Origin of the sequence: Sphingobacterium sp. WOUb80, assembly GCF_050058145.1 — a bacterium.
In the GTDB taxonomy this organism is placed as follows: domain Bacteria; phylum Bacteroidota; class Bacteroidia; order Sphingobacteriales; family Sphingobacteriaceae; genus Sphingobacterium.
Genome location: NZ_CP165617.1, coordinates 6,395,205 through 6,421,883 on the forward strand (window position 1 = coordinate 6,395,205; position 26,679 = coordinate 6,421,883).

A 26,679-nucleotide genomic window follows, 5' to 3' on the forward strand; every position below is an offset into this window, starting at 1 on the left:
TACGAAAATGAAAAATAAAATTTTAATAGGGATTCTTTTTACCGCGTTAGCTTTTACGGGGTGTAAAGATAGTTTCTTCGATATAAATACAAATCCCAATAAACCAACTGATCCCTTAATAAAACCTAGCTACCTATTACCTATGGTAATAGAGCAAACTGCGGCAAGAATGGGGTCTCAATATAGTTTTGCAGCTTCTTGGGCAGGCTATTATGGGCGAGGAAGTAGTTTTGGACCTTCCTTACCTCTTGAGAATTATGATATTACAACCAATTTTGAGATAACTCATTGGGCTAGTACTTCTACCTCTATGAACACCTGGTATGATGTGTTGACTGATGCGAATTTTTTGGAGAAAAAAGGTCGAGCTCAAAAGGAAGATTTTTACGTAGCTACGGCTAAGGTTATGAAGGCGATTGGTTTTATGTATCTTGTCGATATGTATAATAATGTACCATATTCAGATGCTTTGCGTGGAGATGAATCTATTGCTCCTAAATATGATAAAGGTGCAGATGTTTATAAAGATCTATTGGTTCAATTGGACTCTGCTCGTATTCTTCTCAAATCTGCAAATTTGACTCTTTCTGATGAAGCAAAAAAAGCGGATGTTCTGTTTGGCGGGGATTTGACAAATTGGCGAAAATTGGCGAACACTCAAGCATTAAAATTATTGATTCATCAATCAGAATTTAAAAAAGATCCTAAAGATGAAATTGCAAAGATTATTAGTGACGGAGCGGGATTCATTGATGCGGGGAAGACGGCAAAATTGTCTATTGTTTTCTCAAATGATAAATATAAAGTAAACCCAGTTTATTCGAAATATGTTGCTGATGAATCAGGGGCGGAAACAGATGGTTTTAATCGTGTTAGTCCCTATCTATTGAATAGATACAAAGGTAACAATGATATCCGCTACCAATATTTCTTTTTAAAAGCGCTAAACCCAATTAATGCCAATGAACCTTGGGCCGCTGGTAAGGTGTTGGGAGCACCGACCGTTGTGGGAACCAATTCCGCACAGGAATCCCGTGTTATTGGCTCTGGTATTTTAAAGGATGGTACCGGTTCTTTATGGTTAATGACATCTGTGGAGAGTTTATTTTTACAGGCAGAGGCCATACAACGAGGTTGGATAACTGGAGATGCTAAAGCTGCTTATGAGAATGCTGTAAAAGAATCATTTACTTATCTAAATGTGGCTAATGCTACTACTGAAGCTACTAATTTATTAAATGCATCTGCATCATGGGCATCCGCATCAAATAAATTGGAACTTATAATTAATCAGAAATATTTAGCTCTGCCGGGAATAAATAACTTCGAAGCGTGGGTGGATTATAGAAGATTAGGCTATCCAAAAGACGTTCCACTTTCTGTAAATCAAACTGTCGGAACGCGAAAAATTCCTTTGCGCTTGATGTATCCTCAAAGTGAATATAATTATAATAGTACCAATGTATTAGCCGAAGGCACGATTGATCCTCAAAAAAATGCAATATTTTGGGATGTAAACTAGTTAGATCTTCCTACTTAAATTAAAAAAGGGGAGTCCATATATGGACTCCCCTTTTTACTGGTCTCAGTATAGCTGTTGTTTTGGTGCCAATTAAATTACGACGATAGGTCCTTCATAGTTGACGTACAGAAATGGACTAATCTATAATCACAGGGATATGGTTTTCGCATGTAACATGTTTTTGGGGAGCTAACGAATTTTCACATGCTGCATAATTGGAGTCTAACTGGGCTAATCTGGACGACAATGCTTTATATTGATTGTATTTAACATAAAAGGCAAAGTTATCTCCTGAATCGGTCCCAATATAGTGTAATACGTATTTTATTTGACAGTCTTTTACTATTGGCCTTGCATACCAATTATTTGATCCATTACACGTCTTATTAGAATAGAATTTTTCTAGCTCTTCTATATTTGAACTCAAGCGATCTCGAACTTGCTCAACCGTAAAATCCGAAGCTAAAAGTACTTTGGGATGTCCATCAATACAGCCGATTTCAAAATGAGTTTCAGGTGTAAAAATATCATTCAATATGGGACGTGGATCTGTTTTTCTTGCAGAATTTAATAATTCAAGATAAGTGGCTTTTAATTTCTCATAGTCACTTCTAATCGTGTTGTTTATCGGAAAATACCTGTGTCCGCTGCCAATTCCATCCATAATAGTATCTACTTGCCAATTGCTAAGTTCGTTGCAGGATGATTTTTTAATTAAATCTTCTATTTCTGTAAGTTTTTTGTCCGCTTTACTATATAGGTCTTGATAGGATTCATGATCTTTTTTGCAGGATGCACAAAGAACAACTAATGCAAATAGTTTACTTATCTTCATAATTTTAACGTTTAATATTGTGATTTAGTTAGTAACTATACGATAGTGGGCATATAAGTGCTACATATAGATCAAGTTTTTGTTGACCATTTATGATTAAAATATTCTAATGTATTAGCAAATATGAATAAAATCAATGATTTTTAACTTCTCTTGTGCGCCAACTTTAATTGAGGTGATTTTTTGTTTATTACCAAATCATTAATTTTATGTATATAAATTAATAGACTAACAATTTATTAATATTAACTTAATATTGAGAATCTATTTTTACGCCGTTGAAATGATGAGGCGCTGGACCAATAAAAACGATCTAAATAGCCTTCATCATATCTGAAAAAATAATTTATTCTGAATGCTAATGAAAAAAGTATTTTTACTCGCCGCTCTGATAGGGCCCGTTGTAGCTCTTGCGCAAAATAACAATGCGCCCTCTAGCTATGATCCGCACGATATCAAGATTACGGGATATCTACAGACACAGTTCCAAAAAGCGCAGTCTCCGGGAATTACTTCGTTTTCGGGCGGTGATTTTTCAAAGAATTCGGATAACAGATTTATGATCCGCAGGGGACGCCTTAAGATTGACCGTGTGGATACATATTCCAGTATTGTCTTTCAATTGGATGCAACCCAGGATGGCGTACAGTTAATGGATGCCTTTATTCAATTGCGGCATCCCGATCAAAAGGGGCTGAGTTTAACCGCCGGTCTTTTCAATAGACCTTTTGGATACTCTATTGTGTATTCGTCGGGCTACCGTGATTTTCCAGAAAGAGCTCGTGTATTTCAGACGCTGATGCCTAGGGAACGCGACTTGGGGGGAATGGTAAGTTATCATCCCGGGGGTAAAGCTAAATTCCTAAACTTAGATCTGGCCTTGGTGAACGGTAGTGGCCACTCCGCTAAGGACTATGATTCTAAAAAAGATCTAATTGGTAATCTTGCTTTTAAATTTGATAGCCTCGCCGATAAAAAACTTCATCTTGGATTTGGTGGTTCATTCTATAAAGGGTCGGTCCGTAATGACACCAAAACCTACTATACGCCCAACAATAATGGGTATACAGCACATACAAGCGATGACAATGAAGGCAAGGCAATCGGCCGCAATTATTATGGGGCAAACTTACAGGTTGAATTTGATAATAGCTTTGGAAAATCTAGTTTCAAAACAGAATATGTTGCAGGTGACCAGCCAGGAGTCGCGGGAGGTGCCGATATCAAAGGACCTTATGCAAGTCGAAGTTTTACGACTCAGCCGACCACAGACCTTTATCAACGTAAATTTAACGGTTACTACCTTTGGTTAACACAAGAAATTGGCCATACAGGATTTACAGCAATGGTTGCCTATGACGTATATGATCCCAATACAAAGGCGAGTGGCTCAACGATAGGCATGGCTGGTAATTTTACCGCTGATGGTGATGTCAAGTTTAGCACGCTCGGTTATGGTGTCGCTTATCAATTTAGCAATAGGCTTAAATTTACGGTGTACAATGAACATGTAACAAATGAGGCAACAAGTCTAACAAATTTTTCCACAGATATTAAAGACAATGTTTTTACGGCTAGAATGCAATACCGTTGGTAAAAGAAGGTCTGGTTTCTACATTTAGCAAGATCCCGAGGATAACTTTGTATCAAATCAAAATTGAACCTAAGCGATTCTTGATTGGTGATTTCTGTGTTATTTCAAATTCTGAAACGAAACTTAGATGTTTTTTCGAATACGGCTCAGTGAAGATGCGGTGATACCTAAATAAGAAGCTAGCATCGCTAATGGGACGCGATTGGCCAAACCGGGATAGAGCTTCAAGAAGAGCAGATATCGCTCTTTGGCGTCGAGGTTCAACATGGTATTCGCGGTTTTTAATTTGCTTTCAACAACAAAACCATAAAGTTTGGCCATCAACAGTGGCCAAACTTTAATTTCTTTTTCCAGCAAGGCGAAGTTATCGAAGTCCAAACTCCAGATTTCAGTGTCTGTCAGGGATTCTATATAGTCATTGGAAGGTGTTCGATCCAAGAAGCTCTGCAGATCGCCAATAAAACGACCTTCATAGATAAAATAACGCGTAAAATCGTCGCCTTTACTATTGTAATAGAGCGAACGGAATACCCCCGATTCCACAAAAGCGATGCTATTATTTACTTTCCCGCAGGCGACAAAATAGCTTGCCTTTGGGATGCTTTTTTTTTCAAAGGCCTGCCGGATGAGATTCTCTTCCCGCAAATCGAGCTGTCCAAATTTTCGGATGTATTCCAGCAATTGCTCCATTTTACTTTATATTATATAGCTAAGTTAATCAATTCCTCTCGTTGAGGGCCTGTTGAAAGGTACTTTATGGGAACCTCTAGTTCTGCTTCGAGAAACGTGATGAATGTTGCTAGCGCTTCTGGAAGATTTTTCGCCTGACTCACATTCGTCAGCACTGTATTCCATCCGCTCAGATATTTCCAGACAGGCTTAATTTCTTGATCCTTGCATGCAGGCAATGCCAAAGCAATCTTTTCACCCTTTGTTTCGTAATGGGTACAAACAGGAATCTCGGTTATTGTATTTAAAATGTCCGCTTTAGTCAATACAAGGTGGGTAACCCCATTCAACATGATGGCATATTTCAATGCAGGCAGATCGAGCCAGCCTATGCGACGTGGACGTTTTGTATTGGAACCAAATTCGCCTCCTTTTTCACGCAAATCGTTGGCAGTTTGGCCTGTTATCTCTGTTGGGAAGATGCCATGACCCACGCGGGTGCAATAGGCTTTTGTCACGCCGTATATTTTATCCACAAGCTTCGGTGATACTCCTAGACTCACACAGGCTGCGGAGGCAAGGGTATTGGAAGAGGTAACATAGGGGTAACTACCATGATCGATGTCAAGTAATGTTGCCTGAGCTCCTTCTGCCAATACTTTTTGTCCATTTCGAAGCGCTTTATTTAGAAAGATTTCAGTGTCTGTAATCTGTATTTTTTTGAGGAAAATGCATCCTTGCATAAAACTGTGATAAAGCTCTTCTAAGGCTGGCATTTCCTGTCCCAAATGTTGCAGTTCATTGTATTGACGATTTAAAATTTGATATACGTCATCCTTAAAATTGTCGGAATAAATATCCTCCACGCGTAGATTCTGTCTTTTTATTTTATCGGAATAGCTTGGGGCAATGCCATTCTTGGTCGTTCCTATCGTCCGATATAATGCAGACTCTTCCATATAGATATCCCAATACCGGTGAGTGGGTAATACAAGATGTGCTTTTTGGGATATCAGAATTCTATTTAAGAGATCTTGTTCCGGGATAATTTGCGCTATTTCTTCAATTTCTGTTTTCAAAGAGAGGGGGTCAATGACTACGCCGGTACCAATGATGTTTTTGATATGGGGAGAAAAAATTCCCGAAGGAAGCAGTTTTAGGGTAATCTTTTCGTCTTGATAATAGATACTATGCCCGGCATTTGCTCCACCATTGAACCGTGCGATAATGTCATAGTCACGCCCGATCAGATCGATAAATTTTCCTTTGCCCTCATCTCCCCATTGGAGCCCAATTAAAATGTCCATGTTGCTTTTGTCTTGAATTTATGTACAAAGCTAGGGTTTGAGAAGTTGGGGACAATTGTCATTTGGCAAAAAGTGAAGCTTGATATTTTTGTGAAGTACCCTTTAGGCACATCGATTGAGCTTAAGCTTGTTTGTGTCCCAGCTGTTTTACTTTTTGTAGCCACTTATCCCGTTTAATAGGATCTGAGGTTTTGATAATGCCGATATAAGTAACTTTCACTGGCGATATTCCACAGAATAGCAGTGTCGATCTCTTTAGTTGGTTAACGCTGGGTTTACCGTAAACCAGTGTATAATACCAACTGGGTTGATCGAGTGTTGTAATGATCCGGGCAGATTTTCCCTTCAGTAATTTATCCCAAAGAAGAGAATTTTCCCGATATTGAAAAGCAAACCCCGGTAAAAAAAGTCTATCGATAAAGCCTTTCATGAGTGCTGGAAGACCGCCCCACCAAACAGGATGTACCCAAACTAAATGATCGGCCCACTTTATGTCTTCCCAGGCAAGAAGTAGATCGGGTTCGAGTTCTGTCCGTTTGTGATAACCAAATTGAAGGTTAGGGTTGAATTTGAGATCGATGATATGAATTGTCCGCACCGCAGCTCCGGAGGCTATTGCGCCTTCTTGATAAGCATTTGCAACCCCAAAATTAAAGGATTCCCGATTCGGGTGGCCGTTGATGATAAGTATTTTTTTCTGCATGATGTTGTTTTACATCACAAAAATAGAATTGGCCAACCTCTTTTTACAGGACAAATGTCTAAAAAGAAATTTCGCTGCGAATACGGCTTAGGTGACGTTGTGTAATGCCCAAATAGGAGGCGAGGTACTGTAATGGAAGCTGTTGGATAAACTCAGGGTGATTTTTGATCAAATTTGCATACCGTTGGGAAGCGGTTTCTTTTTGCAATTGGAATACACGTTTTTCGAGTTCAAGATATTGTTCCTCAGCAACCATTTTAAGATACTTTGTCCATTTTAAACTGTCTGTAGCAAGTTTGTCAATTGTGTGCTTTTTGATGGTCCAAAGCTCAGCAGAAGTAATGGCCTGCATAGTCTCGGTGCTTGGTCCTCCTGTGATAAAAGAAGAGTACGCTGCTATCCAGGTATTGGGAAAGCGGAAACAATAGGTGATATCTTCCTTGTCTGCACTGCTATAATAGGAGCGAAAGATACCCGATTGTATAAAGGCTACTTCATGACAAGGTTGATCTTCTTTGACAAAAAAATCGTTTTTATTCAGCTTCTTGTATTCAAAAAGCTGAATAATTTCATTGATCTCTTCTTCCTCGAATAGACGCAAAGACCGAAAATATGCTGCTATCATGTCGTCCAAACTTAACTAAATTGCGGTATTAATGCAAGATAAATCCAATAGGGCCAGCTTCAAAAGGTCAATATCTTATACCGGCTAATGATTAAAAATGAGCACTTCTATTGCGCATCAATTAGAATTGCCAATTGTAGGCACATGTGATCAGAACGATTGCTCCAGGCGTGGTTTGTTCCACGTTGGATAACAATATCGCCCGCATAAAGCTTGGTTTCTTCTGTATTTGTTATGAGATAAATCTCGCCCGAGAGAATGACGATATAATCCAAGCTTGTTGTTTGATGCATGAGGGGATGAGGTTGACCGACCGGAGCTTCAATACCGAGTTCTTTGTCCGGAGGAATCTGAACATAGCGAAAATAAGTTCCATTTTTGATGACCTGTGGTATTGCTGAATTTTCTATTGGGTTTTCCTGCTCAAATTTGGCGGGCATTTGACTAGTTTGCCAGATATCTGAGATAATAAGGTTTGGGAAGTGCTCAGAAACATTGTCGACCAAGGCATCCATTTGTATAAAGGACTTGCCAGCTTGTGTGCCTGTCACGATTCTTCTCGGTATGGTGTTCATTGTCTTAGTTATTTTTTCTTGTCTATTTAATAAATTGATGTCGTCTCTCAATCTTTTCGGTTTTAATATGACCGATACAATGCGTAGGTAATCGGAAGATTTTCTTCTTGCATAATTGATTTGACAAATCTACTTTTCATTTACTATATATTTGTTGCTAGTTAACAAGTGGTAACTAGTAGAATTTAATGGCAATATGGATAAAATTTTAGACGGGAATCAACAGCGGAAGGTAACCTGTTCGGAAGAACTGCGCGCTATGCGGGATGCATTAGATATTTTGGGAGGTAAATGGAAATTGATGATATTGCGTTATCTGGCGAATCGGGAACTGCAGGAAATCCATTTCAAAAAAATGGAACGAGAAATTCAGGGAATATCTGCTAAAGTACTTACAAAAGAACTTCGGGATCTTGAGTTAAATTTACTGGTCTCCCGTCGATCCTCTGAAGATCCTGTAAAAGTGTTTTATAAAATCACGGCTTATGGAAAAAGTGTATTCCCGGTCACCGAATCTCTAGTCGATTGGGGGTTGGAATACCGAGAAAAAATGAAACAGGAGATTACAATAATATCCAAAAAGTAATTTATTTCGATTGAATGATCATTTTTTTGATGAGTGAAATTTGACCGAGGTGATAATAGCTATGTTCTATTACAGCTTCAATATTTCGGAGATAAGATCCATATTTTTCATCAATAAAAGGTTGGTCAAATTGCTCTTCTTCAAATGTGGTAATACTATCGGCAAATGCTGCCGCATTTTTTAGGAATTTATTTACAAGCGAGTCCCAATCTGCTTTTGATGTGATGACAGGAACATCAAAGCTGTATTTATCACTTATTTCCAACTTACCACGCTCAAATGCAGTTAGTAGCCCCTCTAGGTAATAATTGATGTGGTAAGTTAGCGCAGCAATGGTATTCAAGTTATTTATTTTGAATATGGCCTGTTCCCAGGTGGTATCCAGTAATTGTTCCTGATAATTGGTATTCGCAATCCAGTGTCCATTCAGTAAAACTTCGCGCAACCTGTTTGCAATAAATATCCGTCTTTCCATTTTCTCTTAAAATTTTTTAATGATCGGTTTTTGCTCCTGTCTCTGGCAAATAGGTGTTTTTTTACATTTTATAATCGCCTTAGGGGAATCTTATTGATTACCTATGTCCAATTTACATACAATTTCCTTATTCTTCATCTTTGGTTAACTTCTTGTTAATAAGACTTTTCTTTTTTTGTATAAAGTCATTGTTACCAAAATATCATGTTTGCACTAACCGGAAAAGATTTAAAAAGCGTTTGGGACCAATTTGTGGAAGATGAGAGTGAAGAATCATTTTATACTTTATACAAACATTACCACCATTATCTTTCTTATTTGGGATTGAAAAAGAAAATGTCTGTTCAACGCGTCCAGGATAGTGTAAATGATGTGTTTTTACATCTTTGGGAGAAAAAAAACAACAATCGACAAATTCGTAACCATCACAATTATATTATTACGGTATTCTTCCAAAAGCTTTTCCGAAAGGAATCACTGCACTTGGCGGATATGGATTTTGAGGAGGAATTCTATGACCCTGCGATTTATCAGTCCGTTGAAGAGCAACATATTCGTAAAGTTACAACAAATACTGTTGCTCAGCTGGTTCAAGAGCATATGGAGCAATTGGGCACGAAGCAGCAGCAGGTAATCTATCAACGTTTTTTTCTCGATCTTTCTTATCAGGAGATCGCCGATGCGAATCAGGTTTCGATTCATACCATCTATAATACCATCTATAAATCGCTGGAAAAGATAAAAAATAACCTTTCTAGTGAACAAGAAATCTTCCTTAAAGTAGCCGTAGGCTTACTCTCTTCATTTTTATTGATTTTTTCTTAAAAACGAGTAGTGAAAAAATGATGTCCCGTGCTCTATTGTATAAATTACGATTAGAGTAGTATGGACGAACTTAATTTACAAGCACTGTTGCTGGATGAATCTTTTGTGAACTTTTGCAGGAGAACGAATAAAGAGGACATCGAAAAATGGGAGAAATGGTTACAAAAATATCCTGAGCATAGAGAATCTATTGCGGAGCTGAAGGATGTTATTGTGGCTATGGGGCACTATGCGGGTGAGCTATCCGTCCAAACAAATTATGCGCGTTTACAGTCGCAGATAAAAAAGCGTTCTAACCAGCACCGTTTTGCTACAATTGGTACAACAGTCTGGTTTAAAATCGCAGCTTTCCTTGTTGTAGTTGGCGCTATTTCATTGTTCTTATTTCGACAACAGCTGATTCCAGAGCCCTCCGAAAGTGCGCAGCAGATTGGTTCTCCGGGCAAGGATGCCGCTTTGTTAACATTGAAAGATGGTTCGATTGTCTCTTTGGTTGATATAAAGAATGGAAGTGTTATTGCACTTCAGGGCGGTGTGGAAATACAAAAAAATAAAGATGGTGAGGTAATTTATAAGGCAGTAGAACAGGGGCGGATTGCGAGCAATGCCATAAATACAATAACAACCAACCGTGGAAACCAGTATCAGATCATATTGCCCGACGGATCCAAAGCTTTTCTCAATGCAAACTCAACCTTGACATATCCTCTAAAATTTGATCTAAATGAAAGGTCAGTGCGTATGACAGGGGAGATCTACTTTGAAATAGCAAAAATTGAAGTAGGATCGGGAGATAAAAAGCGAATTCCTTTTTATGTGGAAACCTCAAATCAAAAAATTGAAGTGCTCGGTACGCATTTTAATGTCAATGCCTACGAAGATGAGCCTGCTACAACAACGACCTTACTGGAAGGAAGTGTAAAGGTTATTTCAAAAAAGAGGAATGAATCTGTGCTTTTGAAACCTGGTCAATGTGCTTTGTTAAATGAAACTTTACATGTTGAGCATGTGGATGTTGCTCAGGAAGTAGCCTGGATAAACGGTGATTTTGTATTTAAGGGAGAAGAACTGGGAAGTCTATTGCGTAAAATTTCGAGGTGGTACAATGTAGATGTTGAATGTCCAGAAAGGCTTGATAAACTAAAATTTGATGGTATGGTATCCCGTTCTCAACCGCTGAGTACAATCATCGATATGTTGCAAACTACAGGTAAAGTAAAATTAACACTAAATGGAAGGAGGCTTATTGTGATAGATTGACCTATCTAATCTACGGTAAGCTGGATAAAAACAACCAAAGGTGCTGGTAACACCTTTGGTCAATGTGTCAAGCTTATCGATAATGTTGCGATTCACTAATCATCAAATAATATTAACAACAACAAATATATGAGTTTTTATCAATGCATGCGTGTTATGAAAATCACCATGATATTATTAACTTGTTTGTTGGTGAAAGTCAGTGCGTTTACTTATGGTCAACGGATTACACTCCACAAACAAAATAGCAATATCCCCACTGTTTTAAGAGAAATCAGGCAACAGAGTGGCTATGACTTTTTTTATGACGCGGATCTTTTTAAGAAAAGTAATGTCGTCAGTATCAACCTGTCAAACGCTTCTATTGAAGAGGCATTGCATGCTTGTTTTACGGGGCTCCCTTTTCGTTATGTTATCAAAAATAAGTTAGTGGTGTTGACCGCTGATCCACTGCCGGAAAGAAGTCCCTTAGTCATGCGCCAACAGCTACAAATAAAAGGAAGGGTAGTTGATGCACAGAGTAAAGCCCCTTTGATAGGTGTGTCTGTGAAATTAAAAGGGTCACGATCGGGGACGACAACGGACGCATCAGGGAATTTTTCCATAGCCGTTTCGGAGAATAGTGTCTTAGTAATTTTTAGCCTTATTGGCCATGAACTGAAAGAACAGACTATTCATGTGGCAGATAAGAATGTAATCATCCAATTGCGGGCAACTTCGACAGCTCTGGAAGAGGTGGAGGTAAAAGTGCAGGCACGCGTAAAAGCAAATACGGAGTCCGCGGTATTGGATGAACGCAGAAAAGCCGCGATCCTACAAGATGCAATCTCTGCTGAATTGATCGAAAGAACGGGAAGTATCACCACGACACAGGCACTGCAAAGAGTTACGGGAGTCACTGTGACGGATGATAAGTATGTAGCGGTGCGCGGTCTTGGAGACCGTTCTGTTATTGGTCAGTTGAATGGTGTCCGTTTAGCGTCTTCCGATCCAGATCGAAGCACGATCCCATTAGATCTTGTCCCAGCCTCTTTACTCGACAATATTACTGTATATAAAACCGTAACGCCCGACAAGCCCGCTGACGCAGCTTCTGGTATTGTCGAATTGAAAACAAAGTCCGTTCCCGACAAAATGACTTTTGAAGTGATCGCACAGACGGGACTAAATTCAAATATTGGGCTTGGCGGTCAATACAATAGTTTTTGGAATAGCGAACTGGGCGTTTTGGGAACGAAAATAAACGGGAAAAATCTCTCGTCAGATTTTTTAAATCTCTCTAAGCAATATCCTGGAGGTCTCTCTTCCATTCAGCGTCTGATTGCAAACAGTAATTACAGTCCTGAAGCTCATCAAGAAGTTAACCGAATAAACGGTATCATGCAGGGCTTTGACCCTATAATGACGAGTTCGTATAAACGGGCTCCGCTGAATCAATTGTATTCGGCAACATTTGGCAATAGCTATGGATTATTTGGTGGAAAACACCGGCTGGGAGTTATTTTGGGTGGTAATTATTACCGTCGTACTACTGATATTAGCGGTGGTGATTTAACCCAATATAGTATTTATCAAGGTGTAGTAACTGGCAATCCCGATATTTTTAGTCCGCGTAATATCCCCAATTATATTACCCCGAACAGTTTGTTTATGGGTAAATACCAAACATATAAGGAGAATACCGGTACAGAAACACTTAATTATGGGACACTAGCCGGGTTAACTTATCGTTTTAATCCGCAACATGAAATGAGCATGCAATATCTAGGAAGTTGGGGTGGCGAATCCACGGCATCCAATCTTTCAGGACGTTACGAATATACGGGCTTACCGGGCGAGGTGCGTAATACCACCTATTCTTTAAAGCAGACTTTCCGTAATTTGAATACCTTTAATTTACAGGGGGAGCATAAGTTTCTTAAAGGGGGCTATTCGCCACGTCTAAGTTATAATGTTGCTTCATCTCGATCAAAACAAAATGATCCTGATTTTCGTTTTGCAAGCCTTGTGGATTATACACCCCGAGGTGGTGGCTGGTATGACCGGCCTATACCAGGAGCTATTAATGGAGAAACCACTCAAAAAGTGTATTCGGAGCATTTGTATGCGCTGATGTCGGGTTATGTAAATGGCTTTGGAACCTATGGCTTGATGCAGGCCGAACCGAATGGCCGTAGATGGCGTAATCTAGATGAAAAAAACTATAATTATAAAGCTGATCTCAGCATTCCGTTCCGTTTTTTTGGACAAAAGCAAGAGTTTAAAACTGGAGTAAACTATTTGTTCCGGGATCGCAATTTTACGGAAAATCAACTGTTTTTACCCGGTTCAAATTTTACAACCAATAAATCTGTTACGCTATATGATGCTGAAGGTAATTTGGATCGATTGGTCAGCAATGAATTCGTGGGAATTAAAGTGCCTGCCCCAGCTCAAGGGGAAGGTATGATGCCGATAGGTGGATTTTTGTATAACAGTCAAAAATCGCCCAACAATTATATGGGCTATTTCGAGACGAATGCACTTTATGGCATGGTGGATCTAAAATTGACAGAACGATTCAGAATGGCCGGTGGTGTACGTTTTGAAATGACCAATATCGGCTCTTCTGTAGATACCGCTGGTGTTTTCTTAGATCCTTCTTTGACGACAGGAGCGAATGGCGAGGCCGCAATTCCCTTAAATCCCATTAATCCAAATTCTGTTTATAAAACAGGATATAAACCATTCTATTCTGTCAATGCTACATTCACGTTGAATAAGAATATGAATTTTCGGGCTGCGTTCAATACGACATTGGCTCGTCCTGAACTCCGGGAGATTACGAATGTCTTCGAATTTGATGCCTTCCAGATGGGGCTTGTCGTCGGTAATCCTAACCTGAAAAATCAATATACGCAAAATGCGGACTTCCGTTGGGAATGGTTCCCGGCGAAAGGCGAGGTGATCGCTGTTTCTGCTTTTGGGAAGCGGATCGAAAATCAATTGGTCAAAGTATTTAATCTCAAGACAGCCGGCTTAGCGGCTACTTATCCGGAGTTTCCGACAATTCAATTCCAAAACGATCCAAACATCGGTAAGGTATGGGGAGTGGAATTGGAACTCGTGAAAAATTTGGGAATTATCGGTGATCCGCTGCGTAATTTTTTCTTGGGAACAAATTTATTGCTTGCACAAAGTGAAATCAAGAAATCCGAGGAACGCTATGAAGCTAACCGATCGCTGGACCGCCATTCGCCAAAAAATAGTCCACTATTTGAACAGGCTCCTTATTCAGTCAATGCCTGGCTGAATTTTGACAATGAAAAATCAGGCACTGATTTGACCTTGACGTTTAATATGGTCGGTGAGCGCTTGGTTCAGATCAACCTCACAGGGGAACCTGATCTGTATACGCAGCCTGTCCCTTATCTTGATTTTGTGTTTTCCCAACGTATCAACAAGCGTATCCTCTTTAAAGGATATGCAAAAAATATCATGAACCCAGCTATTAAAACGGTGTATGCAAACCCGGAAACAGGTGGTAAATGGTATGGAAATGAATACATCAACCGTAGCTTCAAACGAGGATCTGAAGTAATGGTAGGTTTTACATATAATATATTGTAGCTATGAGATATAAGATATTGAACGTTATTTATAGATCTCTCGTGCTGTGTGGGCTCGCTTCAACGATGTTAACTTATACAGCTTGTAAAAAGGATAAGCTGGATATGAAGCTTGATAATCGAGTAGTGACTGAAAATAGGGCCTTATCACAGGCGAGAATCATCAATTTTGGTGAATATAATCAGGTCATTGCAGGGACTGACAGTCTGACTAATTTTATCACGCGGAATTCTGCTGATCCAGACTATTACAAGTATCCGGGCACGAGTTATTTTCCAACAGATGGACGTTTGGGGAAAATGTGGACACTACCCCAGGACCTATTTGACAAGAACAGTCAGGTTAGTCTGTCGATTGGCACGCGGAATTATCAAGGATTAGGGGATCGAGATTTGACACTGACTGCTGTGGATGATTATACGAAGCCGACTGACTATTTTCTACTGCCCAGTAATTTTGTGGCTGGCATTAACGATGTGGTAGCGGTGCCTCGTGGGGTTTCACTCCCGTCCAAACCAGATCATTTTAAAATTAGGATCGTCAATCTTGGTGTAAAAATTTCTGAAGTCATTTTTGCCCCAAATGGTGTAAGCGAGGATATTAGCGGACCCGTTTCTTTAGCCTATGCTGATGGAACTTTAGTCAATAGTAAGACCAATAGCATAAGTAGTGAAGCGATCGCATCGGATTACATTGAATTGCCTTATGGGACATACCAATTTAAGCTGCTTTTAGCCGATGGACGTCAAATTCCATCTTTAGGCAGCGAATCGCATAATTATACGTTGATTGATCCGGCAAGTTCTACGATTCCAATTAATTATGATCAAGTAAGTCATTTACATTATGCTCCTATCATGACATACCAGCCGGGAGGAGTCTATACTATTGTTGTTTCTCCGCGGCGTTTTGGTTACTTTATGGATGAAGTGGATAATACGGCTGATGTCTTCCAAAATTCTTTTCAGATCATCACTGACGTTACTCCTGAAGCCAACCGTACTTATTTTCGAGCGCAGGCAGTCAATGCGTATCAAAATCAGGCTGTAAACTTTAGTATTGCGGGAAATTCCATGGGCAATAATGTGTCATTTGGAAATGCCTCCAGCTATATCAATCTGGTTCAAGGGGAGTATACCATTGAAGCGAAGGATGCTACGGGTAAAGTGCTAGCGACCACGAAGCAGTCTTTGCGTGCTGCGCAGAATTATACGTTTTGGTTGCACCCGACGGAGCAGGGCAATCCAAATATATTGGCCGTCGCAAATGATTTGAGTGGTGTATTGCCTCGAGGTTCTGGGGATGATGCTACTTTCAGTCGCTATGAAAATAACTTTTATTTTTTTAAACGTTTTTTAAATCTTTCGGTCGGGAACCCCTATGTCACCTTTACCTTGGGAAATGGACAGGGGGCTGGACAGTCTTTTGATAACGTGGAAGCTGCGCAAAACTTACAACCTGGCGTTCCGAAGATAGATCGCCCTTACTTGCTGATGGGTGAATACCGAAATCCGTTCGAAATTCTAGCTTATCGATCTACACCAAATATGATTCCCGGTGTTTGGGCCGATGACATCCCTGTATTATCGAGTGAGGTATTTATAGCCAATAAAAATCTATATGATCATGTCAACAGACCTCGACCAGTGCAGGAAGCTGGTGTATATACGGTTGCTTTGATTGGTAAGAGTGCCAGTAGTGCTAGTCAAAATGATAAGGCAAAAATGATCATTGTTAAACATAATAAATAAACGAAAGCCATGATGCGTGAATTGATACAATCTAAAGCTGTTCTTTTCTTTTTACTTTTTATACTGTGCTGCTCATCTTGTACGAAAGTCGATTATACAGAAATTAAGGATCCGGCTTACCTGCGTGTATTTAACAACTTAAATTATTTACAGACGATGGGCAATAAGGATGAAAAACTACCTTATTTCTGTCTATTGATCAATCCGACGGTAGACGCCGATGGTACAATTACAGGCGGGGAGATCGTCGGCGATTTCCTAAATAAGCGGGATGCCTATGCGCCACCCTATCCTTCGCATATCGGAAATAGCACAACGGTGGATAATCCCGAATTTCCGGGAAAACAAAATGTGCTGGTGGCACCAGTACTGAATGGCTTTGATTTAAGTAGCTGGGCTCAGGTGCCATCGGGTGACGTGCGCGTCATGTTCGCTTACCGTCCCAAAAATGAAATCCCTTTTCTAAAGCTTGAGCGGCACCTCAGACAGGATATATTGATCGATACTGTTTTGAATTTGGGTAGCAAAGAGGTCTATACCATGCATTTACTGCAGACCGATTTTAACACGAAGGCACACGGTCTTGTCGTTCGTCAGGAAAATTTTCATAAGTTGCCGCTTTCGGACTCCTTGGTTTATGTGAACTTCTATAACATGAGCGCGAAGGGCTTTGTGGATGCGGACGCAAGCCTGAAAGACAATGACTATCGCTTGCGCAGTTTTAAAGGTGGTATCCAGGATGACATGAACGTCTATTTTTCCTTATATGAAACTGAAGCCAATTTAAATCATAACGGAGCCACGATTCCAGGCTTTAAGGGGAAATATTTAACCAATCTAAAACGGGAGACGAATTCGACTGCCGTAAGCCCATATGTGAGTTTCCCACTCTGGGCCAGTACGCTTGGTAATCGGATTTATACACCTATTTGGCAACGGTTTGAATTTCTTGCTCCGGGAATCGATATTACCGCTAATCCGATATTTCCTTCCGAGTCAGAGACCGGCGGAAACTGGGCTGTGGTCAATTGCCTGCGAAATGGAAAGATTGAATTACAGAGTAGGGATAATGGAACTATCTTACCGAATTTGTTGGTCAACGTACACTCGGGGATAAACAATCCGCAAACCTTCGCTACGGTAAATACGATTGAGGTTGTTAACGGTAGGGTATACTTGACCACCATACAGCGTAAATATCCGGCGCCGATTTATTAGTAGCGGGTTCTTTTATATAAATGATAGATATGATAACTAGTATATTTTATTTGGCCAAATTTTCAAGCAAGATAGTACACTTACTTGCAATTGCATTTTGCTTATCAATGCTCTCCTGCGATAAGCCTGATCTGACGGTGGAGAAACCGAATGAAAATCTTCGCCCCGCGGCGGATTTTGTTAACAATAACTTTGAAATGACTTTGTTTAGTGCTGCACTCAAAAAAGTAGGTCTTTATGAAGAATTAAATGGATCGGGGCCGTATACACTATTGGTACCCACTGATGAGGCTTTTAATGAGGTCGGTGTTTTTCGTGCTTCCGATTTTGACAGCATGGATCAGGATAGTTTAAAGCGTGTGATGAGCTACCATATTCTGCCGAGGCGTTTACGCGATCAGGATATCCCTATTAATTCTGCGGATATCCGATACAAAACAATGGAAGGATCGGAACTGTATGCTACATACGCAAATTATAGCCCCGACGGTAATAATGTGGCCAACAAGCTTTTTTTCTCGGGGGCACAGGCAACACGTAAAGACGTGACACTCTCCAATGGGGTACTGTATAGCATAAGAAAACTGATGAAACCACAATTTGAGGTATCGCTGCAGGCTTGGTTGATCGCTCGTAGCGAATACAGTGTTTTCATTGCTGGTCTTAAGAAATTTGGCTTGTGGGACCAATTGGCTGAGCATGGCCCCTACACGGTGTTTGCACCGACCAATGATGCCTTGGCGAAGATAGGTATTACCGAAGAAAGTTTGGGTGAATTGAAAACTGAGGGCTATAATGGAGAGATGCTGTTTGGATGTTATGTCATCAAGGGCAAGCATTTCTTTGTTTCGGATTCAGATGCATTTGCTACGATTGCGACAGATGGTGGCTATATGCGTCTGGCAGGAGACGGAGTGCGTGGTATCCAATTCGGTTCCACGGTGTTTTTTAATAAGATTACCTATACCCTTACGCTATATAGTGTTCCATCGATAAGTGCTGGGCGAATTGAGGCTAAGGCGGAGTATGATGTGGAGGCCAAAATGGATTATTTGTGCAGTAACGGTGTAATTCATAACCTGGAACAAGGTTTTATAACAGTTGATTTAGCCCAAAAAGATGCATCGCTATAAATACAAAAAAATGAAAAAGAGATATTTTTTGAGTCTAATAGGTTTTTTTACAGTGCTTTTGATGTTTTTTGCTTGTAAAAAAACAGAATTTATGCCGGCAGCTGAGGGCGAGCAGGTCGCTTATGAGCCGGAGGCTACTGAAACTGTAGTCCAATTGCTGGAAAAATCAACAGATGCCAGTTTATTTAAGCGTGCATGGGAAAAGAGTACCATGAAAGAACGTTTGGCTGAAATAGGTGCCAATACTCGTTATACACTGCTCGTCCCAAACGATGCGGCGATGACCGCAAGTGGACTGACAGCATCGGTTCTCGAACAGATGAAAGGAGCAGATATTGATAGCCTGATTTTGTTTTACACCATGTTAGGACAATTACGTGCAGATCAGTTGAAACCCGAAAGCCTACCGGTTAAAAGTATGTTGGACAAACCTGGACTCTTTGTCAATCATTACGAAAATCCAAATTCAAGTTTTTTTGACCTGTACCAATTTAAGCACTATCTCGCTGTAAGCGGGAATGAATTGTTGGTAAATGGAAAATCCAAAGGTAATTTGAATTATAAAATAGCCGTAGATGGCGGGATTTATTTCATGACGGCTACCATTGAAAAGCCGACGAAAACAGCCATCGAAGTGCTTGAGGATGATGATCGATTCAGCTGGTTTGTCGAAGTGATGAAAAAATTGGATGATCAATATGCTGAACCTACGATTGTTGCTTATCGCGACCTGTTCGGTATTGAGCTTACACCGGAAGATTTTTGGGCTAGCTATGGTTATTTGCGTGAACGGTACAGAACCCTGTGGACGATCGTTCCCATGCCTAATCCGGAGTATGCGCGGCTAAATATCAATATTTCTACCTTATTCGCACCCACAAACGATGCATTTAAACATGCTGGCTTTACTTCTGTAGCAGCTGTTTTGGCTTTTAATGAACGCCGAGGAGATGTGCGTTTCGATATGGATACATTTGGGCCAGCTGGGAGTTATCCGATGGATACAATTTTTAATTACCATCGTGATTGGGGACGTATGTTTGCCCCCAGGGATCCAAGTTATGGGCTTGGTGCACCTAATTCGACAGTGTTCTTTAGCAATGACCTCCGTTCGGCCGAAATAAACAATTACTATGTCAACCTGGGGGGGACTGCTTCATTGGATTATGCCTATCGAATGCCCTTTCTTTTTTCTCAAAATAACGGACAGCTGCAAATGAAGATCAAGGAGGCTGAACAGCCCCCGGTTAATATAACCGGCGGAGATATCATTAGTCTCAATGGGCCTATTCATGTGGTAGATAATCTATTCTTACCCAAGGGATTTAATTTGAAATAGAAGATGAAACGATTAACAAAATACTATTTACAAGTAGTTTACGTATTGCTTACTGCATTTATCATGGTGTCCTGTAAAAAAGATGAGACGACAACTACTTTCGATAACAATAAGATCAATTTGGTTATCGCAGACAATTTTAATCTTTCGAGTTTTAATGCTGTATTGCGTAAAAGTGGATTGGATCGAGTGTTGCAAGACGAAAAAGGGCCATTTACCATGCTGGCGCCCTCCGATGCGGCGTTTGCAAAAGCTGGTTATAATGGACCTGCCGTTGTATTGGGGACAGGTCATGCGATCATATCGTCCATCGCAAACTATCATACGCTAGATGGCAAATACGAACTCAATAAATTACCTTATCTGTTTAATCAGGAGTTGGTTTCTCGCGGCGGAAAGATGTATGCTACGCATTGGATAAAAGGCGTAGATACAGTATTGACCCTCAACGGGGCACGTGTGTTGTCAGTTAACTTACCAGCATCGAATGGATTGGTACAGGTACTTGACCGCATGTTGATACCTTACGTACATGATGTAATCAGCGAAGCTATTTCAGCCGATAGCGATATTACGTTATTTGCTCAAGCATTAAAAGTGTCTGGTCTATTGGAAACCATGCGTAAGGGAGGTCCATACACTGTTTTTGCACCGACGAATGCAGCAATGTCAGCTCTTGGTTATACGAGTGTTCAACAAATCCAGGGAACAGATCCGATGGTGTTAAAAGCAATGCTGACTTACCATATTGTAGAAGATAGACGATTTATTTACGATTATATCTTAAGCACAGGTGCTTCAAACATAGCACAACAGGGAATGATGGACGGGAATAGCATAACAATCAGATTGCTGCCCAATAGCAGTGCTCCGGGATCTTTTACTGGCATTGCGCTTCGTGGTACTGGAAATACAAGTGATGTGACTTTGGTCAAACAGGATATGTTGACAGGAAATGGCATTCTTCATGTAATCAACGGAGGCCTACGCATTACACAATAACCAATTCAAAATAGTTTAAAAAGAAAACTGATGATTAAGCATCTATTGGTGGGAGTTGATCGCGGACAGTGGAAATGTCCTATTTGGCTTACCCATATAAAAATAATGATCTTTTGTGCTTTACTTTTGTTAGGCAGAGAAGCTCTTGCTCAAGAAACTTCCGGGGCATTGACCGGACAGGTTCGTAATGGCAACGGTCAAGGCCTGGCCGGCGTATCTATTACAGCAGTTCATACGCCGTCAGGGACACGTTATAGTCTTTCAACGGACAAAGATGGGCGTTATACACTGGATAATTTACGTATCGGTGGACCTTACAAGCTCACGGCAAGCATGATTGGAATGCAGACAGATACCCGGGATGGTATTCAGGTTCGTCTTGGTGGGGCGCAACAATTGGATTTGGTATTGACCGATGGTAACCAAGCACTAGCAGAGGTTGTCGTATCGGCGCGTGCGGTAAAACAACGAGCGGATACTTATGGCGCAGGCAAAACCATCAGTGCTGATCAGGTTCGCAATATGCCTACTATTTCTCGCTCAATTACAGATGTAACACGGCTAACGCCACAAGGGAGTCGAGATAATAGCTTCGGTGGTACCAACTTTCGATACAACAACGTAACAGTTGATGGTGCGGTTAACAATGATGCAATCGGTTTTTCACCTTCCCTAGGCGGGCAGACGGGAACTTCTGGAATGGCCGGAAGCTCAACGCGTACGAATCCCATTTCTATTGATGCAATACAGGATATGCAAGTGTACCTGGCACCTTATGATGTTAAAATAGGAAATTTCACCGGTGGATCGGTGAACGCTGTTACCCGTTCCGGAACAAATAAGGTGGAAGGGTCTGTATATGGGGTTGGACGTTTTGCGGCCATTACTGGAAAAGACCGTGTGGGTACATTGGGTAAAATGAATGCTGATTTTTACGATTATCAAACAGGTTTCCGTGTGGGGTTCCCAATTATAAAAGACAAATTGTTTTTCTTTTCAAATGAGGAGGTGACCCGGCGGCAAGATCCGACACAACTTTATATCGGTACATCAGAAACGGCTCATATATTGGACGTTTCCGATGCGGACGCTATATCTTCAGCTGTGCGCAGTCGTTATGGCGATATTTTCGATGCCGGTACAGCTGGGGTCTATACAAATTGGTCTAAATCATTGAAGTTTTTTAATCGTTTGGACTGGAATATTAACGATAAGCATCAGCTCGCGATTCGTAATAATACCATTCGGAGCAGTGCGACACACATGGATCGTGATCAGCAGGATTTTCGTTTTTCCAGTATGGCTTTTAAGCAAACAAATAATCAGAGTTCCACCGTTGCCGAATTGAAAAGCCGTTTTTCCAACAATCTTTCTGCCAATGCCGTATTGGGATATACTATCGTAAACGATCGACGGGATCCACTTTCAGATCCGACATTGCCGCAGGTGCAGATTCAAGGAAGAACTCCGGGTACGACTATATACTTAGGAACGGATCGTGAGGCAAGTATTTTTAATATGCGGCAACGTACCTGGGAACTCACAGCAAATTTGAACTGGAATTTAGGTCGGCATAAACTACTCTTTGGTACGCATAATGAGTTCTATGGTATTCGCTATGGTTTTGTAAACGGATGGAACGGTCGTGTAGATTACAACAGTATCGATGACTTTTTGAACAATAATCCTTATCGTGTGCGAGGAAGTTATAGTTATATGAACAATACAAGGGATTATCTTCTTGATCATCCTGCAGCAGACTTTTCTGTCAATATGTACAGTTTATATGTGCAGGATGAAATTCGTATTCATGATCGCGTAAGAATTACACCGGGACTTCGCGCAGATTTTGCTCAGCTTCCTGATATGCCTACTTTGAGTAATAAGGTGAGAGAAATACAGGCAGATCCTAATTTTGGAACAACATATAGCTATACACCTTTATCACGTATTAAAAATGATTTTTTGAACCGCGTACAGCTTTCTCCACGTGTAGGCTTTCGCTGGGAAATAACTGAAGACCGAAAATTGGTGTTACGGGGTGGTGCCGGTCTGTTTACGGGGCGCATACCGTTTGCATGGCTGGCATACGCCTACTATAATACAGGTAATAGCTATGGTGCTTTCGATCAGCGTGCTGATCAAAAACCGTTTACTCCCGGAAGTGATGCGATTCGTCCAAGTGAAAATGGCTTAGGTGATTTTATTGCGCAAAATGGCGCTGTTATCAATGATCCCAATAGTGGACGTACGCAAGTAGATCTTGTAGATAATGGTTTTACCCTACCACAGGTACTTCGTGGCAGTTTAGCACTGGATTACGAACTGGAAAATGATTGGAAATTTACCGTCGAAGGGATGTACACCAAAAACGTCAGTGATGTATTATTTCAACAGCTAAATACAAAAGATAACCCACACTGGTATGGTTATGACAGGGATAAGAAACAACCCGTATACAGTGGTACGGTAGACAGTCGTTTTTCTAATATTTATCTATTATCGAATACGAGTCAAGGATACAGGTATAGCATTACAGGGACCATAGCAAAAAAATATAAACAGATTAACGCGACGGCAAGTTATACCTATGGTCAATCAAAAGACTTGTCAAATGGTGTACGTAATTCAATGGAGAGCAATTGGCAGTTGAACCAGTCATTGATTCCGAATAATCCAAAACTTGCTTATAGTAATTTTGATATCCGTCATCGTATTATAGCCAGTATAAGCTATGAATGTGACTGGAATCGGGCGGGTCGTACCAATTTGACTTTGTTCTTTTCTGCGCAGTCAGGTTCACCATTCAGCTATGGCATTGTCAATAATAGCATTCAAGGATTGCCACAACAAGTGTCACTGGTTTATATTCCGGAATCGGCTGAGGCAATTCGTTATTTCAAAGATATTACGGAGGGACAGACTGCGGCGCAACAGGCCGAGGCATTTAATCGCTTCATTGACGGAAACGAATACCTACGCTCGAGACGTGGCCAGTTTACGGAACGTAATATGGGCCGCACTCCCTGGAATGTGCAGGCAGATCTGCGTATTGCACATGACGTCTTTGTGAGAAATTCCAAAAAGCAGTTTATAACGATCTCCGCAGATGTTGTCAATTTAACCAACTTGATTTATCGTGAATGGGGAGTACAGTATTTCTCACCAAATACGTTTAATTCGACAAGTTCGGTAGGATTGACTCCATCATTGTTCCCGCCACAACAAAATGCTAAAAACTGGCCAGTATTTGAATTTAGAAATCCTGGAAAGCTTTATAGCATTGACTATTTCAATTCAAGGGCACAGGTTCAGTTAGGGCTGCGGTATACTTTTTAGTAAGGATAAGCTAGATAAGACAAGCAGTACCGGCCGGAGGATTTTGGTCATGATAACAAATGAACCTCCGGACTTTTTAATTCTTTGAAAGCACACACAGATAAATAATCATATTCCAATGAAAATTAAAACAATATTCAGTATACATATCGTTTTTCTGCTACTAGCTCTGGGGATTTCAGCATGTAAGAAAAACGAGGACCTAGGTGGCCATGCCATCTTTAAGGTGGAAAGTTACTATCCCAACTCGGGTAATGCAGGTACCTTGGTTACAATAGAAGGAGAGGGGTTTGATACTTCGGTTTCCGCTTATCAGGTTACAGTTGGGGGAACTGCTGCAGAGGTGATCAGTGCGACACTAAAAAAGCTGGTGATCCGTATTCCAGAAGGGGGAGTGAGTGGAAAACTGGAGCTCAAGGCTGATGGTAAAATAGTTGAAATAGGTACTTATACATATCAGGATCTCAGCGTAGCCAAGGTATTTCCAGCAAATGGACCAGCAGGATCTCAAATTCGTATTTCTGGAGCAGGGTTTGGAAGCACCGAAAATCCTGCTCAGGTATATATCAATGCTAAAAAAGCCTTGGTTGTCAGTGCGAGTGATACACTTATTGTCGCAGAGGTCCCCGAAGAAGCGGGGTCAGGAGCTGTCATGGTAAAAGTGGAAGGTAAAGAGGCAAAAGGGCAACAATTTACTTATCAAGCTATCCGTGCCATTAAACCACTATCGGGTGGATCGGGTACCCGGGTAGTCATTACCGGAGAAGGGTTTGAAGAACTTGGACAAAATAATATTGTGGAGTTTAATGGTCAAGTTGGGGTTGTCATCGAAGCAAGTGCTCAGCGTTTAGTAGTACAGGCACCGAACGAAGTAAAGACAGGACCATTGGCGTTAAAAATCAATAATCAAAAAACGACGGGCCCCACATTTACCGTTGTCGGTAAACCCGTAATTATTGGGGTCACTCCGTTGAGCGGACCCAAAGGTTCTATAATGACAATTTCTGGTTCTTTGTTTAGTAACGAATTAGATGAAAATAAAGTCTACATCAACAATGTTTTAATTCCCCTAGAATCTGCTAGCGAAAGTCAGTTGAAATTGAAGGTTCCGGGCGGGACTGGCTCAGGTGAAGTGCGTGTGGTTGTAAACGACCAAGTAACTAATGGACCGAAGTTTAAAGATCAAAATCTGGGGATCGTCTCATTGACACCTGATAATGGTCTCGCGGGAACTACAGTGACTATTAATGGAACAGGATTTAGTACCAATGTGAGTGAAAATAAAGTGTTTTTTAATGGTGTGCTGACGGCTGTTAAAATGGCGACTGAAAACAAGCTGGTATTGGATGCTCCAGCAACTCTAAGTACCGGCTTAGTTCGTGTTGTTGTCGGTGATCAGGATGCGATATCACCTGAAACGTTTAAACGGGCAGGTGTTATTACCTTGGCTGGTGGAGCGGGAACAGGTGTATTTGCCAATTTACAGGGTAGCGGTATTACAGTAGATTCCAAAGGGAATGTTTACGTCGGATCGTTGAATCGTATCCATAAGATTACGCCAAGCGGCGTGGTGACTACTTTTGCAGGTGCTTCAGAAGCGGGTACGGCAGACGGTGAAGGTATATCGGCAAGGTTCAATTCTATAGGAGGATTGACGATGGATGAAAACGATAACTTATATGTTGCAGATCGTTTTAACGCACGCATACGTAAAGTGACACCGCAGGGAATTGTGAGTACCGTAGGACGGATTTCCTTTAATCCAATAGCGATGGCTTCGGATAAACAAGGAAATATCTATGTGGGGCAATTATATAATGGTGTCTATTTATTGAATAAAGCAACTGGTGGTTTAACCAAGCTGGGACAGGCTATGTATGAGTCTGGTGATTACATTGTCCCCATTAACCCCAACGAAATCTATTATGCCCCTGGAGGTACAGATTATATGAAGGCTTTTTCAATGATAAATAATGTGAAAAGTACTTATTTTGGAAATGGTATAGGCGGCATTGAGGATGGCCCGGCTTTAAAGGCTTCTTTAAGAGGAATAACAGGTATGGCAATGAATAAGGAGGGGGTTCTTTATTTTATGGATGGAGGCCGTACCTTGCGTAAACTTGAAAATGGAATAGTGACAACCTTAACAAATGCTTCAGGGGCCTTTGGTTCTACTGATGGTAGTTTTCAACAGGCTAGCTTTAATACCGTGACGAACATGTGCATTGATAAGGAAGGAAATGTTTATGTAGCAGAGCACGGAAATCTAGCTGTGCGTAAGATTTTCTTTAAATAAGATTTATTGTGTTTTT

The 26,679-nt window shown here is 40.7% G+C and carries 20 protein-coding genes; 13 read left to right on the plus strand and 7 right to left on the minus strand.

Translation table 11 applies throughout. The features are described 5' to 3' along the window. Window positions 1-7: 7 nt before the first annotated feature. Entirely contained in the window at window positions 8-1,522 is a 1,515-nt protein-coding gene (locus tag AB1Z56_RS26355) for a SusD/RagB family nutrient-binding outer membrane lipoprotein (RefSeq protein ID WP_426790550.1), read from the plus strand. Window positions 1,523-1,658: 136 nt separating this feature from the next. On the opposite strand, the gene AB1Z56_RS26360 is transcribed toward AB1Z56_RS26355, so the two are convergent. Next, window positions 1,659-2,357, minus strand: coding sequence for a hypothetical protein (locus AB1Z56_RS26360; RefSeq protein ID WP_426790551.1), 699 nt, complete (start codon window positions 2,355-2,357; stop codon window positions 1,659-1,661). A gap of 361 nt (window positions 2,358-2,718) precedes the next feature. On the opposite strand from AB1Z56_RS26360, the gene AB1Z56_RS26365 reads away from it, so the two are divergent. Then, window positions 2,719-3,954, plus strand: a complete 1,236-nt coding sequence (locus AB1Z56_RS26365; RefSeq protein WP_426790552.1) for a porin — start codon at window positions 2,719-2,721, stop codon at window positions 3,952-3,954. Between the two features lie 120 nt (window positions 3,955-4,074). Here AB1Z56_RS26365 and AB1Z56_RS26370 read toward each other — a convergent pair whose 3' ends face one another. The 5 genes from AB1Z56_RS26370 to AB1Z56_RS26390 all read right to left on the minus strand — a co-directional run bounded on the left by AB1Z56_RS26370 (window position 4,075) and on the right by AB1Z56_RS26390 (window position 7,830). After that, a complete protein-coding gene (locus tag AB1Z56_RS26370; protein WP_293904598.1) occupies window positions 4,075-4,641 on the minus strand; it encodes a Crp/Fnr family transcriptional regulator in 567 nt (188 codons plus the stop codon). 11 nt (window positions 4,642-4,652) lie between these two features. Then, window positions 4,653-5,927 carry an adenylosuccinate synthase gene (locus AB1Z56_RS26375; RefSeq protein ID WP_426790553.1) on the minus strand — a complete coding sequence of 425 codons (1,275 nt, stop codon included), beginning with the start codon at window positions 5,925-5,927 and terminating at the stop codon, window positions 4,653-4,655. A 121-nt stretch (window positions 5,928-6,048) separates the two neighbouring features. Beyond that, a complete protein-coding gene (locus AB1Z56_RS26380; protein WP_426790554.1) occupies window positions 6,049-6,630 on the minus strand; it encodes an NAD(P)H-dependent oxidoreductase in 582 nt (193 codons plus the stop codon). A gap of 58 nt (window positions 6,631-6,688) precedes the next feature. After that, the gene (locus AB1Z56_RS26385) at window positions 6,689-7,255 is read right to left on the minus strand and encodes a Crp/Fnr family transcriptional regulator (protein ID WP_309366636.1); all 567 of its coding nucleotides are present in this window, start codon (window positions 7,253-7,255) and stop codon (window positions 6,689-6,691) included. A gap of 107 nt (window positions 7,256-7,362) precedes the next feature. Then, window positions 7,363-7,830 carry a cupin domain-containing protein gene (locus tag AB1Z56_RS26390; RefSeq protein WP_426790555.1) on the minus strand — a complete coding sequence of 156 codons (468 nt, stop codon included), beginning with the start codon at window positions 7,828-7,830 and terminating at the stop codon, window positions 7,363-7,365. A 196-nt stretch (window positions 7,831-8,026) separates the two neighbouring features. On the opposite strand from AB1Z56_RS26390, the gene AB1Z56_RS26395 reads away from it, so the two are divergent. Continuing rightward, a complete protein-coding gene (locus AB1Z56_RS26395; RefSeq protein WP_426790556.1) occupies window positions 8,027-8,416 on the plus strand; it encodes a winged helix-turn-helix transcriptional regulator in 390 nt (129 codons plus the stop codon). A gap of 1 nt (window position 8,417) precedes the next feature. On the opposite strand, the gene AB1Z56_RS26400 is transcribed toward AB1Z56_RS26395, so the two are convergent. Then, a complete protein-coding gene (locus tag AB1Z56_RS26400; RefSeq protein ID WP_426790557.1) occupies window positions 8,418-8,891 on the minus strand; it encodes a DinB family protein in 474 nt (157 codons plus the stop codon). 204 nt (window positions 8,892-9,095) lie between these two features. On the opposite strand from AB1Z56_RS26400, the gene AB1Z56_RS26405 reads away from it, so the two are divergent. The 10 genes from AB1Z56_RS26405 to AB1Z56_RS26450 all read left to right on the plus strand — a co-directional run bounded on the left by AB1Z56_RS26405 (window position 9,096) and on the right by AB1Z56_RS26450 (window position 26,663). After that, entirely contained in the window at window positions 9,096-9,716 is a 621-nt protein-coding gene (locus AB1Z56_RS26405; protein WP_309366642.1) for an RNA polymerase sigma factor, read from the plus strand. Window positions 9,717-9,776: 60 nt separating this feature from the next. Beyond that, the gene (locus AB1Z56_RS26410) at window positions 9,777-10,976 is read left to right on the plus strand and encodes a FecR family protein (protein WP_426790558.1); all 1,200 of its coding nucleotides are present in this window, start codon (window positions 9,777-9,779) and stop codon (window positions 10,974-10,976) included. Window positions 10,977-11,144: 168 nt separating this feature from the next. Next, window positions 11,145-14,585: a carboxypeptidase-like regulatory domain-containing protein gene (locus AB1Z56_RS26415; RefSeq protein ID WP_426790559.1), complete on the plus strand. Its 3,441-nt coding sequence runs from the start codon at window positions 11,145-11,147 to the stop codon at window positions 14,583-14,585. A gap of 2 nt (window positions 14,586-14,587) precedes the next feature. After that, entirely contained in the window at window positions 14,588-16,336 is a 1,749-nt protein-coding gene (locus AB1Z56_RS26420; RefSeq protein ID WP_426790560.1) for a DUF4397 domain-containing protein, read from the plus strand. A gap of 9 nt (window positions 16,337-16,345) precedes the next feature. Continuing rightward, a complete protein-coding gene (locus AB1Z56_RS26425; RefSeq protein WP_309366649.1) occupies window positions 16,346-17,554 on the plus strand; it encodes a hypothetical protein in 1,209 nt (402 codons plus the stop codon). A gap of 29 nt (window positions 17,555-17,583) precedes the next feature. Beyond that, complete coding sequence (locus AB1Z56_RS26430; protein ID WP_426790561.1) at window positions 17,584-18,687, plus strand: fasciclin domain-containing protein; 1,104 nt, start codon at window positions 17,584-17,586, stop codon at window positions 18,685-18,687. A 10-nt stretch (window positions 18,688-18,697) separates the two neighbouring features. Next, the gene (locus tag AB1Z56_RS26435) at window positions 18,698-20,026 is read left to right on the plus strand and encodes a hypothetical protein (RefSeq protein ID WP_426790562.1); all 1,329 of its coding nucleotides are present in this window, start codon (window positions 18,698-18,700) and stop codon (window positions 20,024-20,026) included. 3 nt (window positions 20,027-20,029) lie between these two features. After that, the gene (locus tag AB1Z56_RS26440) at window positions 20,030-21,028 is read left to right on the plus strand and encodes a fasciclin domain-containing protein (RefSeq protein ID WP_426790563.1); all 999 of its coding nucleotides are present in this window, start codon (window positions 20,030-20,032) and stop codon (window positions 21,026-21,028) included. 30 nt (window positions 21,029-21,058) lie between these two features. Then, complete coding sequence (locus AB1Z56_RS26445) at window positions 21,059-24,367, plus strand: TonB-dependent receptor (protein ID WP_426790564.1); 3,309 nt, start codon at window positions 21,059-21,061, stop codon at window positions 24,365-24,367. A 118-nt stretch (window positions 24,368-24,485) separates the two neighbouring features. Next, on the plus strand, window positions 24,486-26,663 hold the full coding sequence (locus AB1Z56_RS26450) for an IPT/TIG domain-containing protein (protein WP_426790565.1): 2,178 nt from the start codon (window positions 24,486-24,488) through the stop codon (window positions 26,661-26,663). Window positions 26,664-26,679 lie beyond the last annotated feature (16 nt).

What these genes read in the sequence shown, in the direction of transcription:
- AB1Z56_RS26355 (WP_426790550.1), top strand. Translation starts at nt 8, where the DNA reads ATGAAAAATAAAATTTTAATAGGGATTCTTTTTACCGCGTTAGCTTTT.
- AB1Z56_RS26360 (WP_426790551.1), bottom strand. Translation starts at nt 2,357, where the DNA reads ATGAAGATAAGTAAACTATTTGCATTAGTTGTTCTTTGTGCATCCTGC.
- AB1Z56_RS26365 (WP_426790552.1), top strand. Translation starts at nt 2,719, where the DNA reads ATGAAAAAAGTATTTTTACTCGCCGCTCTGATAGGGCCCGTTGTAGCT.
- AB1Z56_RS26370 (WP_293904598.1), bottom strand. Translation starts at nt 4,641, where the DNA reads ATGGAGCAATTGCTGGAATACATCCGAAAATTTGGACAGCTCGATTTG.
- AB1Z56_RS26375 (WP_426790553.1), bottom strand. Translation starts at nt 5,927, where the DNA reads ATGGACATTTTAATTGGGCTCCAATGGGGAGATGAGGGCAAAGGAAAA.
- AB1Z56_RS26380 (WP_426790554.1), bottom strand. Translation starts at nt 6,630, where the DNA reads ATGCAGAAAAAAATACTTATCATCAACGGCCACCCGAATCGGGAATCC.
- AB1Z56_RS26385 (WP_309366636.1), bottom strand. Translation starts at nt 7,255, where the DNA reads ATGATAGCAGCATATTTTCGGTCTTTGCGTCTATTCGAGGAAGAAGAG.
- AB1Z56_RS26390 (WP_426790555.1), bottom strand. Translation starts at nt 7,830, where the DNA reads ATGAACACCATACCGAGAAGAATCGTGACAGGCACACAAGCTGGCAAG.
- AB1Z56_RS26395 (WP_426790556.1), top strand. Translation starts at nt 8,027, where the DNA reads ATGGATAAAATTTTAGACGGGAATCAACAGCGGAAGGTAACCTGTTCG.
- AB1Z56_RS26400 (WP_426790557.1), bottom strand. Translation starts at nt 8,891, where the DNA reads ATGGAAAGACGGATATTTATTGCAAACAGGTTGCGCGAAGTTTTACTG.
- AB1Z56_RS26405 (WP_309366642.1), top strand. Translation starts at nt 9,096, where the DNA reads ATGTTTGCACTAACCGGAAAAGATTTAAAAAGCGTTTGGGACCAATTT.
- AB1Z56_RS26410 (WP_426790558.1), top strand. Translation starts at nt 9,777, where the DNA reads ATGGACGAACTTAATTTACAAGCACTGTTGCTGGATGAATCTTTTGTG.
- AB1Z56_RS26415 (WP_426790559.1), top strand. Translation starts at nt 11,145, where the DNA reads ATGATATTATTAACTTGTTTGTTGGTGAAAGTCAGTGCGTTTACTTAT.
- AB1Z56_RS26420 (WP_426790560.1), top strand. Translation starts at nt 14,588, where the DNA reads ATGAGATATAAGATATTGAACGTTATTTATAGATCTCTCGTGCTGTGT.
- AB1Z56_RS26425 (WP_309366649.1), top strand. Translation starts at nt 16,346, where the DNA reads ATGATGCGTGAATTGATACAATCTAAAGCTGTTCTTTTCTTTTTACTT.
- AB1Z56_RS26430 (WP_426790561.1), top strand. Translation starts at nt 17,584, where the DNA reads ATGATAACTAGTATATTTTATTTGGCCAAATTTTCAAGCAAGATAGTA.
- AB1Z56_RS26435 (WP_426790562.1), top strand. Translation starts at nt 18,698, where the DNA reads ATGAAAAAGAGATATTTTTTGAGTCTAATAGGTTTTTTTACAGTGCTT.
- AB1Z56_RS26440 (WP_426790563.1), top strand. Translation starts at nt 20,030, where the DNA reads ATGAAACGATTAACAAAATACTATTTACAAGTAGTTTACGTATTGCTT.
- AB1Z56_RS26445 (WP_426790564.1), top strand. Translation starts at nt 21,059, where the DNA reads ATGATTAAGCATCTATTGGTGGGAGTTGATCGCGGACAGTGGAAATGT.
- AB1Z56_RS26450 (WP_426790565.1), top strand. Translation starts at nt 24,486, where the DNA reads ATGAAAATTAAAACAATATTCAGTATACATATCGTTTTTCTGCTACTA.